Genomic DNA, 13,184 nt, shown 5'->3' on the forward strand with positions numbered 1-13,184 from the left:
CGCTCCGCGCCGCCACTCATCTTTGGGCTTTTGATTTTTCCTAGCGATCGCTTACGTTGCTATATATATAGCTACCGCCAATCTTGTTAGAACAAAATTAAAACCCAAAATGTTGCCGCGCAGAGCGCGGCAACATTTTGGGTTTTATATCCTGATACAGTTGACAGCAGTGATAAATCTAATTTGGTCTAATTTGGTCAATTTGGTATTAAATGTTGTTGAGATATGCCCCAAATCTAGAATTCATGCAATAAATTTAAGAAAAATAGGCAAAGACTTATATAACCCCTAAAATTTATGTCAATCGCTCAGCTTGCCTCCAAAATTGATAAGGTTAAAGTTTACGCAGAGGGGTCAACGGTCATCCGCTCAGCTAGTCTATCATCGATCGTATGGTCAAACGAACAAACCCATACCCCGATCGAGGTCGAGGTCGTCGGCTTACCACTAGCTCTAGATGATGCAAGTGTGAGGGTCAGGGTAGTCAGATTAGCCCCCACAGAAAGAGAAATAGAAGATCAAGTAATCGTTACAGATGTAAGAGTTGGGTTGAGCGTGCCGCCACCAACAGCAATTCCCATCTCCGATCTAACCGCATCGATCCAATCAGAACGAGACGGAATCGATCGCCTTAAGGATTTACTAAATGCGATCGCTTTAGAACTATCAGTTTTGGACGCACTCAATGTTCCCAATCGCCCCATCGGACAAGAGGGCAAAGCGCCTCCAACCTCACCAACGGCAGCAAGGCTAGCTTTAGCCAATTTCAAAGACGAACAAAAACAGTTACGCCTCAAGGAAAAGCGGGAAATAGAAAAGCAACTACGACAAGCCGAAGAGCATCTTGCCGATTTGCAACAACAGCAAATCCTTGCCTCAAATGCCCATCTCGCCAAAAAACATGAACTTCGCAAAACCATTGTCGCTAGTTTGCAAATCCAAGATAGTCAGAATCCTCAAGATCGTCAGGAGGCATCATCTGAATCTATAAGCTCTAGGAACAATCCGCCACTAAACGACCTCCACCTAATGGTGGAATATTTTGTCCAAGGAGCAAAATGGGTTCCCACCTATGTTTGTCGTCTCAATAGTGCCAATAATACCGCCGCGATTGCTTTACGGGCTTTGATTTGTCAGCGTACAGGCGAGGATTGGTCGGGGGTGAAAATCGAGCTTTCCACAGCTACACCAACGGGTTGGTGCGAGTTACCTGAGTTGCCCACTTTACGATTAGGGAGAGAGCAAACATTCACTCCCCCAAAAGCTTGGCGCAGTCCACCCAAAGGAGCAGAGCTTCTCTTTGAAGATTACGATGTCCAGAAACAAATAGCCGCTAATGCAATTGGGGCTCTTGATATTCCTAACCACCTTCAGATTCCGATCCTACAACCTTTATCCAGCATAACGCAGTCTATCGATATTCAAGATATGTCCAGTTACGGCATAGATTCATTTACCGAGTCTAGTAGAAAATGGAATCGGGAAGAGAATTCTATGGCTCTAGGAGTTCATTCTACAGAATTTGATGAGATAAGTGAGCCATTTGGAAAAGCTGGGGTGGAAGTTGATACTGAACTGGAAGAGTTGCGATTCAGCATCCAAAAAGACAGGACGAGCAGGGGAGGCATGGCTTCAACCATAGAAAGAATGGAAAAAAAAGAAATCAGCTCAGAAGCTATGGCTCCTCAACAAGTTATGAGTAAAGCAATGGCTCCTCCCCGATCCAGTCTTCAGTCTGTGCCTCTACCCAGCACCACAATTCCAGAATCCATCTTCGATCCCAGCCAAGAGATTAAGAACTATGGACTAATGCGTTTGGCTGAGCCCGATAATCATGCCCTGCGTGGCAAACTAAGACTGACCGATGTGACGACCATCTATCTAGAGTCCCTGAGGCGATCGCAAATAACGGTTAACTTCGATCTGAGCATGGTTTTACAAAAAGCATCACTTCTAGCCGCCTGCTCCACTATTCCCCTACCCTTGGGTACAACTAACGTGCGCGAGATGGTCGGCGCGTTTGACTTTGCTTATCTGGGGACTAGCAGAGTTGACATCCCCTCCGACGGGCAGTTCCATTCGATCGCCTTACGCGAAGAGACCGCCGAAATCGATCTTCGCTATATCGTTGTCCCCCGTGAAGATCCGCATGTTTTTCGGATTGCCCAACTTCGCAACCCATTGCGATCGCCATTATTAGCAGGATCTACCGATGTCTATGTCGATGGTGAATATATTCTCTCCACTAGAATTAATACCGTCCCACCCCAAGGACAAATGGAATTAGGACTGGGGGTTGAGCAATCGATCAAGGTTGCGCGGAACACCTCCTTTAAAGAAGTGCGTTCGGGCATGAGTCTAGTTGCCTTTTCCGAATTGCGTCACAGCATTCATATTGCGATCGCTAATCGACTGGGAAGAAACGCTCGCATTGAAGTGCGCGAACGTATTCCCGTCCCTCAAGCCGATGTAAAAGTAGATGTGACAGTCACCCAAGTCTCACCAGCATGGGAGAAATACGACCAACAAGAGCGTAATGCTGTCGTTAGAGGAGGATACCGCTGGCAAATCAACGTTCCCGCAGGTGGTGAAACGGAATTAACCGCCGACTACACCATCAAAACTTTTGTAGACAACGAGTTAATTAACGGTAATCGGAGAGAGCAATAGACTATGACAGCCACCGACATAATCGCCACCGAAATTCAATCCCTAGCCCTAGATGCTCCCGTTACAACGGTAACACTACTCGAAGATCGCGCCCAAGTCCAACGAAAAACCAAAGTAAATTTGACAGCAGGGCTCTGGCGCATTCATATTGATCGCGTAGCACCAATTCTCTCAGATAAATCTCTAAGGGCAGAATTTAGCAATCAGATGGGAGCAAGAGTTAATGATGTCAGAGTACGCCGAAGAATGATTACCAAGAAAAGTGATCGCTCTGGTTTATGGGAAGAGTTAAAAACTGAATGGCAATCCCTACTCGATCAATACCACATCCTCGCGGAAGATCGCCAGCTACTTGAGGAGCAGTTTGCTCAAATTGGCATGATTTTGGACAAGGCTTTGGAGGAATTACCCATTGATGCGGCTTGGGGACAGGTCGATCCGATGGCATGGCGATCGCAATTACAACCGCTCTTTCAACGAATGCGCGATACCCGTAGCGAGGTTCTCCAAACCTACCACGCACAGGAAAAATTAAGATCGACGCTCGAACGTTTGGTAAACCGCCTTCAAAATGAAGCTCGCCCCGATCACATTTTTACCGCCCAGATCGAAGCCGACTTAGCGATCGACGAAGCTGGAGAGTACGAAATCGATTTTGATTATGTGGTTCCCAATGCCTTCTGGCGACCTTACCATCAAGCACAACTATCAAGAGCAGGAAGTAAAGAAAATAAAGGGAATTCCCATTTAACCTTCCGCTGTGATGGTTGTGTATGGCAAAATACGGGGGAAGACTGGCAGAATGTTGATTTGATTTTCTCAACAGCTCGCGCCTCTCTCGGTACTGAACCTCCCTTACTTACCGACGACCTACTTAGCATCCGCGATAAATCCAAACGGATTGCCGTAGAAATGCGCGATCTAACGGTTAAAACGACAGGACTAGGAACAGAACGACCAATGGCGATCGACCTGCCTGCGGTAGATGACGGTGGCGAAGTCAGAACTATCCGCGCTCCTCAAAAAGCGAATATTCCCTCCAATGGTCATCCCTATCGCGTACAGCTATTTCAATTTCAATGCTCCGCCCAAATTGAGCATATCCTCATGCCAGAAATAGCACCACAGGTCATTCTCAAGAGCGAACAAATCAACAACTCTTCATGGCCGATTTTAGCGGCTCCCGTCGATCTCATCCGATCTACCGAATATGTTGGACGGACAACGGTATCATTTATCGCCCCCCAAGAAAAATTTGCCCTTGGCTGGGGAACTGATGCCAATATGCGTGTACTAAGGACTGAGAATCAAAATCGCGAAAAAAATCATCTCACCCAATGGAATACAATTACCAAAACCATTAATATTTTTCTATCGAACATTGGGGCTGAAGATCGTCAAATCACCATGACCGAGCGAGTACCAATCTCAGAACTAGAAAAAGTCAAAGTAGAAGTATTACAAGATCGTACTAGCGATCGCATTGAACCCGATACCAATGGCTTTTGTCATTGGCATCTACATCTCCCTCCCTATTCCCAATCCATAATTACCTTAGCCTATAAAATTGCATCGGCTCCAGATGTAGAGGGAATATAAGTCTCCCCGATAAAAGAGAATGGTGGCGCGGAGCGCCACCATTCTCTTTTATCGGGCAATACACTTACAGACTAAGACTAACGACGACAGATATATACAGCTATTTTCAATCAAAAGAGCCACAAGAAATTTTCTAAAAGTGTTGCAAAGCAACACCTTTAGAAAATTTCTTGGTTTGGATTTAAGCATAAAGCGCTGTAAGCCCTACAAATATTTTCGTTTCAAGCAAATGAAACACAAAGAATATCTTGCGTGAATATCTTGTGTGAATATTAAGTAGCTAAGCATAAGTAAACTTAAAACCTAGAAGAGAGTATCGCCCGCTACGCGGGCGGTACTCTCTCTGGTTTTGTTTTTTATTATGCTGAACTACTTAAGCGCAAAGCGCTATATTTTGATCCTTATACCAATTCACAAAAGTGTTGTCACACTTTTGTGAATTAAAAACTAAACCTAGTAAGGGTTCTCAAGTTACAGCAATTATCGATCAAACGAACCACAGGGAAATTTTTGAAAGCGTTGCGAAGCAACGCTTTCAAAAATTTCCCTAGTTTGGGTTTAAGCGCAAAGCGCTGTAAGAAATGGCGTAGCCATTTCTTAACTTGGTATTAAGGTGATGCTGAAAAATCATACTTGAATTAATACTTGAATTAATACTTGACTTAGAGTGCACTCTAAGGTTTAGAGTAAATTTTATGGAAAGGACATTCACTATTCAAGAAGCTTCGCAGCAAACAGGTGTCAGCACCCATACATTACGCTATTACGAACGGATGAATCTCCTTGATTCAATCGATCGCGATAATAGCGGTTATCGTAGCTTTACCAACTATGACCTTGATTGTATCAAGTTTCTCACGAAGCTACGCTCTACTAAAATGCCGATACGTCAAATGCAGAAGTTTGCGGAGCTACGACGAAAGGGAATCTCCTCTGCCCATCAAAGACGCTTACTATTAGAGGAACATTACAATGAAGTAATCGCCCATCAAAACGAACTTCATCATAGCCTTGAAATTATTAGCATGAAAATTGCTTACTACAAGGAAATGGAAGAAAAAGAAATTACTAAAGAGGAGGATTCTTACGATCTCCCTACTTACATCTCAATGGTACAAGCAAGAGAAAAACCACAATCATCAAATCCCCTAAATTCAATCAGTAGATCTTTAGAAATAGAAACTGCTCACAGGCTAATCAATCGCCTTGATTCCCAAGATCTAGCCAAGCTCATCGAATTATTGCAAACTAAAGTAGGTATCAAGCCATGAAAACAAGAAAATTAGGTAATCAGGGTTTAGAAGTTTACGCAATGGGACTGGGCTGCATGGGCATGTCTGAGTTTTATATTGGCGGTGACGAGCAAGAGTCGATCGCCACAATCCATCAAGCGATCGACCTTGGGGTAAACTTTCTCGACACTGCGGATATGTATGGTCCCTTTACCAACGAGAAACTCGTCGGCAAGGCGATTAAAGCCCGTCGCGATCAAGTCATCCTCGCCACTAAATTTGGCAATGTCCGCAGCGCTGATGGTGGCTGGTTAGGAATTAGCGGGAAACCCGAATATGTCCAAAAGTCCTGTGATGAATCTTTACAGCGATTGGGAGTAGATGTAATCGACCTCTATTATCAGCACCGTGTCGATCTCACTGTCCCCATTGAAGAAACCGTCGGTGCAATGGCAGAACTGGTCAAACAAGGAAAAGTCAGATACCTCGGCTTATCGGAAGCGGCTCCCCCAACGATACGTCGCGCCCATGCCATTCATCCCATTTCGGCACTTCAAACCGAATATTCTCTCTGGAGTCGCGATCCTGAGGATGAGATCTTACCAACTTTGCAAGAATTAGGCATTGGTTTCGTTCCCTACAGCCCTTTGGGTAGAGGTTTTCTGACAGGAGCGATCGCTACTCCCGATGATTTTGCCCCCGATGATTACCGCCGTCAATCGCCGCGCTTTCAAGGGGAAAACTTCTCTAAAAATCTACAGTTAGTAGCGAAGGTAAAAGAAATCGCTTCCGAAAAGGGGCTTACTGCGGGACAGCTCGCCTTAGCATGGCTGCTGGCTCAAGGCAATTACATCGTGCCAATTCCCGGAACTAAACGCCGTCAATATCTCGAAGAAAATATCGGTGCTGCAAACGTCACTCTGACGATCGCCGATCTTGATCGGATTAATGCCGTCGCGCCTCAGGGCATTGCCGCAGGCGATCGCTATCCCGCTCAGAGTATGGGTACGCTCAATCGCTAAACTAACAGATCCTCCAGATCCTCAAAATTTATAATTTATTTGTAATTTATTTATAATTCAAAAATGGATAAGTAGCTAGGCATAAGTAAACTTAAAGCCTAGAAGAGCATACCGCCCGCGCAGCGGTAGTGCTAAACAGGTAATGATGGTCGGCGCTTCGCACCACCCATCATTACCATATAAATCTTTTCCTCGTTAGGACTACCCCAAAATGGATGGCAATTTCTACCACCCATCTTTGAATTGGTATAGCAAAATTAGTATAAGTAGCTAAGCGTAATTAAATATATAACCTCAAAAGCTGTAAACGCACGCACATTATGCACTACAACTCTTGATTCTATTTTTTATTATGCCCAGCTAATTACTAAATTACAATGCATCAAAAGAGAAACCGCCCATGCATATCGATCCCCAATTAACATCTCACCAAGACAACTACAAACTTTTAACCAACATTGTTGTGCCTCGACCGATCGCTTGGGTAACTTCACAAAATTCTGAAGGAATCGTCAATCTTGCACCCTTCAGCTTTTTTAATGCGATCGGCAGCGACCCCCTATACATCATCATCAGTATCGGTCGTAAAGATAATGGAAGCATGAAGGATACTGCCAACAACATCATTGAGAATGGCGAGTTTGCCGTTAACTTAGTCACAGAAGATCTAATCAATGCCATGAATATCTCCGCGGCAAATTTTCCATCGGGAGAAAGTGAACTCACGGCAGTTGGTTTACATGCAACTAAATCCAAACGCATCAAGGTTCCCATTGTTACGGAATCTCAAGCCAGTTTAGAATGTGTACTTCATAGCCAACAACCCTTAGGAGCTTATACCCTATTCATCGGACAGGTAGTGATGTTTCATGTAGATGATAACTTGCTGAGCGATCGCCTACATATCAGTGGATTTGCTCCCATCGGTCGAATGGGTTCACCCGCTTACTATTGCCGTACTAGTGAGCGATTTGAAGCACCACGCATTTCCTACGAGAATTGGCAATCAGAACATGCCAACTATGTGCCACTCGCAAATGCATAGGCAGCCATACTAAAAGCTCCAAAGGCATAGCTACTATGCAACTGCATTCCCTTAACATTAGCCCCTCCCGCGCCCAGAGCGACAAATAAGGGCAATAAATGCTCATCCGTAGGATGATTTTTACTTGCATAGGGAGCAAGCCGACGATAATTTATAAGGTCGTCCCAACTTCCCTCGGCAATAGTCTTCGCAATCCACATGTCAAATTCTTGCACCCAATCGAGGGGAGTCGCGTCATAGTTGACATTAAAAGCATACAAATTGTGAGTAATACCGCCACTACCAAGAATTAAGACTCCCTCATGACGTAAAGGCTCGAGAGCCTGTCCTACTTGCCAATGGTAAAGAGGATCGTTCTGATACTCTATAGATAGCTGCGTCACAGGAATATCAGCCTCAGGATAGGTCAAAATCAATGGAGTCCAAGCCCCATGATCTAATCCCCTAGTGGGGTGAATATTACAGGGAATACCAGATCGCCCTAACAGATCAACAATGCGATCGCTTAACTCAGGAATCCCTCGAGCTGGATAACTCAATTGGTAAAGTTGTTCGGAAAATCCTGAAAAGTCATAGATTGTCTTGGGAAATTTTGCCGCACTCACCATTATGGGATCGGAATGCCAGTGGGCAGAAACAACCAAAATTGCTTTTGGCTTGGGAAATTGTCGATGGAGTGAGCGCAAAAAATCCGATACTTCTCCACCACGTATGGGCAAGTCTGGCGCTCCATGAGAGATAAAGATGGCAGGTAAAGGATTAATCATATTTTTCCTTCAATTTTTTGCTTCTATTTTTGATTGCCAATAGCCAATATCTTCATAACCCCATCAACTACGCTCAGATTCAAATAGATTAGTGATGAACATTGGTATTAATTCTTTTTGGTATTAATTCTTTGTAGAATATTTTTAACTAGGACTATTCTACCAAAATAAATCTTGTTTTTGGGATTGTCAATAACATCAGTCAAAAAATATTAATCGAAGCAATTTCAGATTAGTTTTAGAAAGCCTGTCTTAGCCTTGCTAGTAAAGCCTTGAGCAAATCTAGCTCCGATGATTCGAGTTTATCGAAACGCTCCTTGAGATATGCCAAATGCAGGGGAAAGACCTGCTCGAAAACCTGTTGTCCCTTAGGAGTTAATTGCACGATAACGCTACGGCGATTGTCAGAAGGCGTTTCCCGTGAAACTAATTGTTTTTGGATCAAGCGATCGATTACCCCAGTCAAGGTCCCCTTAGTAATTAAAGTTTTTTCCCCTAACTCCCCCATACACATCCCCTTAGTATTACCGAGCGAAGCAATTACATCAAACTGAGCTGGCGTAAGCTCGAATTCTCGGATATGAGTTTCCGAGCAGGCGGAAAATGCTTGATAGGTTCTGACCAGCTCTCTCATCATGGGAATGAAAGCTTCACTCGCATTTTGGGTAGATAGTTTCTGGGATGCAGTAGACATTTGTATTAAATTGAAAACATTCTAATTAGTTTTATTTTATAAGCCCTTGGGCTAAAACCTCTTACCTTTAGTTCTTACTATAAACTGACTATAAGTACCCCAGCATAATTAAAATTTAGATCTAAAACCTGCGGCACACGCGCAGCGTGCACCGTAGGTTTTAGGGCTTTATATTTAATTAAGCCCAATTACTTAGTAAGATCTGCGATCGCTAGTCAGCGAAGTTTCCGTATTTTTGAGACGATTTTTAAGATGATAAAATAGTGAAACAAGATAAATTTTGAACTCAGCTTCTTGCCCAAAAACATGTTCATAAATTACAGTATGGTAACTTAGACTTAGAATTAAGTGTAGCTACAATAAAATTTCCATATTTTATCGATCGAATTTAGAGTGATCGCTGTATGCTTAGTTTGAGGTTTTTTATCTAAAGGAGATCTACCAACTAGCTTTTCCCCTTCAACATCAAAAAAGCCAGTGCCTGAGAACCACTAGCTTCTTGATAACCCGAAGGTATTTATTTAATAAACGGAAACGGACGAACTTTGCTGTAGCAGGCAGATTTGTTCAATGCTTCTTTATATCTTAACGCAAGATATAAGATTAGCAACAGTTTTTGCTGCAAATTTTTAAATTTTTTTTGCAAGAAGCAAAAACTAAGAGTTGAACTAGACTGAAGAAGTCTCCCCGTTTCCTGATTGAAGTCACTACACCCCTTGCAATCAGGACAATTCAGATGTTTTTCCAACTTTCAGCCCCGCCCGAACAGTCCCCAGCCCAGCCCAGCCTTTGCCAGCAATATGGAGGTCAAAAATAATGAACCTCCCCAATAATCAGTATTCTTCCAGCAAGTTTTCACCTACCAAAAAGCATAATCCCTGCCCTATCTGCGATGACACTAAGGGCAAATGTCGTATCGTTGCCGATGATCAGGATTTCATCCTCTGCATGACCCATCCAACGGATGTGGGATTGCCCGATTGGCGTTATCTCGGTGAAACGAGTGGTGGCTACTATGCGGGTAAGTATGTTAGAAAACGGCAGGAGTCGGAGGCTGAACGCACCCAGCGTCAGTTGCTTAATCTTCAGTCTCGTCCCGCTAAACAAAAGGCGATGCGGGAAGGATGGGCGGTGTTGCCCGATGCCTCACAGCGAGATCAGCTCTATCGCTCCTATCTGCAAAGTTTGACTCTGGATGATGTGGATCGGGACGATCTGCGACGGCGTGGGCTCTCGGTGCTGGAGATTGCGAGTTTAGGGGCAAAGTCGGTGAAGTCTGGCTATATTGTGCCTATTGCCAATCCCAGTCGGCAGATCCTTGGGTTTCAAGTCCGTTTGCGGGATGGACGGTTGGGGCGCTATCGCTGGCATAAGCCTCTGGGTATAGCTGCCCAGCAGCAGAATGGGGAGTTGCCTCTGGCTGTTTATGGTGCGGTGATGGGGGATGGACAGGTTGCTCATCGTCGTGTCCTTTTGGTGGAGGGGACTGGGGTGAAGCCTTTTCTTGCTGCGAGGTTGCGGGGCTGTCCTGCCATTGGTGCTTCGGGTGGGCAGTTTATGGCGAGCAAGCTAACGTTGGCGAGTTATTTGGCTGAGCTTGGAGCGAAGCCTGGGCTAACGGTGCTGGAATATGCGGTGGATGCGGGTGATGTGGCGAATGCTTCGGTGATGCGCCGCCATGAGAAAAATCTCGATTTTCTCGATGCTCTTGGCTACGAGCTGTCGGTGTTGTGGTGGGGGCAGGTGGCTAAGACTGATCGAGATATTGATGAATTGGTTGATGGTTCGACTATTCAGTTGTTGTCGGTTGAGCAGTTTTTTCAAGTTGCCAACTACTTGCCGAAGCCTTCCTATGCGCCTTTTTCTTGGTTGCAGGAAAAGCTGTTTCCCAAGCCTAAGGCTCAGGGGTTTTCCCTAGGTGCGGATAGGTTGATAGACTCTCAGGCGTTAGAGGTGCAGGAATCATCATTTCAAGGGGCGATCGCTCCTGCTCTGACCTATGCGGCTGGTAGGCGGTTGGAGGCTTGGGGTGAGGCTGTGGCTCACCATCGCTATGTCCTTGATGTTTCGCCAACGGGCACGGGCAAGAGTTATGATGCGGGGCGTTTACGTCCTAGTTTGATGGATGGGGTGGAGCGCATCATTTATATATCTACGGATTCTCGCAATGTGTCTACTCCTTCTTTGCAGGATTGGACTCTTCTCCCTGCTCGACATCACGGTTTAACCGATAAGTCTGGCAAGTTGCGCCGTGCGAATCGGGGTGATGCGGTTGCTTCTTTGACGACTTTGTCTAATTGTTCGCGTACTTCGGCTTTTACGGCTTTGCGCGATAAGGCGATCGCTGATTCTCAGGTTATTTGTAAGTCTTGTCCTTTGCTTCATGCTTGCCAAAATTCTCAGGGTGATGGGTTTGGCTTTAAGTACGAGCGCTCTCTGGCTTTTGAGCATAAGATCCTCCGCTCTCATCCTTTGAGTTTGCCTAGCCCTGATGAGTTTGATTACTCGACAACTTTATTGATCTGGGAGGAGGTGTCGGAGAGTCTGACGACGATGCGTCAGGTTTCTGTTTCTCGTGATGATATTGATCGGGCGATCGCTTTGCTTTCTCGTTCTGATTTTATCCATCGTCATCAGGTGATTGATGTCCTTAATAAGTTGTATGGGTTGTTGGGTGATCGCTCTTTTCATGGGCTCGATTTTCATCAGATTAAGTCGGCGATTCCCGATCTGATCGATACTTCTGATCTTGCTCCTCTTTTACAGCCCGATCTATCAGCACTCAATACGGTTGATGGGGTGGCGGATTCTGAGTTTGTGGGGCTATCGTCTCAGCAGAAGCGCGAGCTCGCTCGCGTTAATGCTTTGCTTAAACGTTCGACGACGATGCCTCCCCACGAACTTGAGCAAAAAATTGTCCGTGATGTTTTAAAGCAGTGGTTGGTTGAGTTTCTCGATATTCTCTCGGGGGCTTTGACCCATGGTGATCTGCATATTCAGTATGAGAAATTAACCGTTTCTTTTGCTGACTCTCGGTTGCGCGATATTGCCCGACATGCTCGGAATAATCTGTTCCTCGATGCCACTATCGATTTACAAGATCTGGAGTTGCGTTTGCAGGATTCGGTTTTTTCTATGTCTATGGCAGGTTCGCTGGCGATGCCTGAAATCTTTCAGGTGAATGATCTCGGTCGCTTGGGGATGCAGCGCAGTCAGGATCAAAATCGCCGTGTTAAGGCGATCGTGGATCATCTTTCCCTTGCTGATCCTTCGACTAAGGTTATTGATTTTAAACGCTTTGCTATGGATGATCAGGGGGTCTGGTTCCGTGATTCCCGTGGTTCTAATGATTTTAAAAATGCTAAAACTTTTGTGATTATTGGTACTCCTTGTGCCAATATTGCTGTCCTTCGGGCTATGTTTGTTTCCCTTACGGGTCTTCATCCTCGTGATGGTGATCCTGCCTTTAGGGCTTTTGTCCATCGGCATATCTTTGCAACCGTTCTTCAATGTCTTGGTCGCAAGGCGGGCGATCGCTTTTCAGCGGGCGATAAAATCTATTTCCTCTCCAATTTTAATCTTGCTTATATCCCCCATTCTTTTCTCTCTTCTGGCGATATCTCTCCTCTTGCTATGTCTAAACGCGATTCTGTTAAAAAGCAGATCTTTGATGCTATTAATCTTGCTGGCTCTCAGGGGCTCGACCTCTTGTCCTTGTCCCAAAGGAATCTTGCCGATTGGCTTAATATCTCTTGGGGGCAGTTTCGCCGTAGTTTACGTTGGATCGATTCATTATTAGCCTCTCTTTATAATATCTCGATCCAAAATTTTAATGAAAGGAGTGAGATACTAACGGATTTACCAAATTTAACTCAAGATTTAAGTCTTATAAGCTTGTGGTCGGACAAGATAGAACAGATTTTCAAGAATTCGTCTCTGGTGAGGTCGAATCTGCTAGGTATTATTCAGCTTTTTAACGATCTGATCCCAAGATCTTTCCATAGCTATGTAGTAGCAAACCTTTCAAATTCATCTCGTATGCGTTTATTCTCGCTACTTGCCATGTTTGCTATTAGTTGTTGATTACTTAGGGCTTACTGAAAAAGCAAGAAAAGCATACAAGCAATGGTTTCCAAGGAGATCGAAAACTGATAA

8 protein-coding genes are annotated in these 13,184 nt (G+C 44.7%); 6 read left to right on the forward strand and 2 right to left on the reverse strand.

Annotated elements, in window-relative coordinates:
• Window positions 1-297: 297 nt before the first annotated feature.
• From PSE7429_RS18440 to PSE7429_RS18465, 5 genes are all read left to right on the forward strand, one after another.
• On the forward strand, window positions 298-2,670 hold the full coding sequence (locus PSE7429_RS18440) for a DUF4139 domain-containing protein (protein WP_009628837.1): 2,373 nt from the start codon (window positions 298-300) through the stop codon (window positions 2,668-2,670).
• Between the two features lie 3 nt (window positions 2,671-2,673).
• The gene (locus tag PSE7429_RS18445) at window positions 2,674-4,269 is read left to right on the forward strand and encodes a mucoidy inhibitor MuiA family protein (RefSeq protein WP_009628838.1); all 1,596 of its coding nucleotides are present in this window, start codon (window positions 2,674-2,676) and stop codon (window positions 4,267-4,269) included.
• Between the two features lie 695 nt (window positions 4,270-4,964).
• A complete protein-coding gene (locus PSE7429_RS18455) occupies window positions 4,965-5,540 on the forward strand; it encodes a MerR family transcriptional regulator (RefSeq protein WP_009628839.1) in 576 nt (191 codons plus the stop codon).
• Entirely contained in the window at window positions 5,537-6,523 is a 987-nt protein-coding gene (locus PSE7429_RS18460; protein ID WP_009628840.1) for an aldo/keto reductase, read from the forward strand. Before PSE7429_RS18455 ends, PSE7429_RS18460 begins: the two co-directional genes overlap by 4 nt.
• Before the next feature lie 400 nt (window positions 6,524-6,923).
• A complete protein-coding gene (locus tag PSE7429_RS18465; protein ID WP_009628841.1) occupies window positions 6,924-7,568 on the forward strand; it encodes a flavin reductase family protein in 645 nt (214 codons plus the stop codon).
• Here the strand turns inward: PSE7429_RS18465 and PSE7429_RS18470 are convergent.
• Together PSE7429_RS18470 and PSE7429_RS18475 are read right to left on the reverse strand one after the other, a co-directional pair.
• Window positions 7,544-8,335, reverse strand: coding sequence for a DODA-type extradiol aromatic ring-opening family dioxygenase (locus PSE7429_RS18470; protein WP_009628842.1), 792 nt, complete (start codon window positions 8,333-8,335; stop codon window positions 7,544-7,546). The genes PSE7429_RS18465 and PSE7429_RS18470 overlap by 25 nt on opposite strands.
• Before the next feature lie 238 nt (window positions 8,336-8,573).
• Window positions 8,574-9,029, reverse strand: coding sequence for a MarR family winged helix-turn-helix transcriptional regulator (locus PSE7429_RS18475; protein ID WP_009628843.1), 456 nt, complete (start codon window positions 9,027-9,029; stop codon window positions 8,574-8,576).
• An 816-nt stretch (window positions 9,030-9,845) separates the two neighbouring features.
• Between PSE7429_RS18475 and PSE7429_RS18480 the strand changes: the two genes are divergently transcribed.
• Window positions 9,846-13,112: a hypothetical protein gene (locus tag PSE7429_RS18480; protein WP_009628844.1), complete on the forward strand. Its 3,267-nt coding sequence runs from the start codon at window positions 9,846-9,848 to the stop codon at window positions 13,110-13,112.
• Window positions 13,113-13,184: the final 72 nt, after the last annotated feature.

It is taken from the genome of Pseudanabaena biceps PCC 7429 (assembly GCF_000332215.1).
Classification (GTDB): Bacteria; Cyanobacteriota; Cyanobacteriia; order Pseudanabaenales; family Pseudanabaenaceae; genus Pseudanabaena; species Pseudanabaena biceps.

What these genes read in the sequence shown, in the direction of transcription:
- PSE7429_RS18440 (WP_009628837.1), top strand. Translation starts at nt 298, where the DNA reads ATGTCAATCGCTCAGCTTGCCTCCAAAATTGATAAGGTTAAAGTTTAC.
- PSE7429_RS18445 (WP_009628838.1), top strand. Translation starts at nt 2,674, where the DNA reads ATGACAGCCACCGACATAATCGCCACCGAAATTCAATCCCTAGCCCTA.
- PSE7429_RS18455 (WP_009628839.1), top strand. Translation starts at nt 4,965, where the DNA reads ATGGAAAGGACATTCACTATTCAAGAAGCTTCGCAGCAAACAGGTGTC.
- PSE7429_RS18460 (WP_009628840.1), top strand. Translation starts at nt 5,537, where the DNA reads ATGAAAACAAGAAAATTAGGTAATCAGGGTTTAGAAGTTTACGCAATG.
- PSE7429_RS18465 (WP_009628841.1), top strand. Translation starts at nt 6,924, where the DNA reads ATGCATATCGATCCCCAATTAACATCTCACCAAGACAACTACAAACTT.
- PSE7429_RS18470 (WP_009628842.1), bottom strand. Translation starts at nt 8,335, where the DNA reads ATGATTAATCCTTTACCTGCCATCTTTATCTCTCATGGAGCGCCAGAC.
- PSE7429_RS18475 (WP_009628843.1), bottom strand. Translation starts at nt 9,029, where the DNA reads ATGTCTACTGCATCCCAGAAACTATCTACCCAAAATGCGAGTGAAGCT.
- PSE7429_RS18480 (WP_009628844.1), top strand. Translation starts at nt 9,846, where the DNA reads ATGAACCTCCCCAATAATCAGTATTCTTCCAGCAAGTTTTCACCTACC.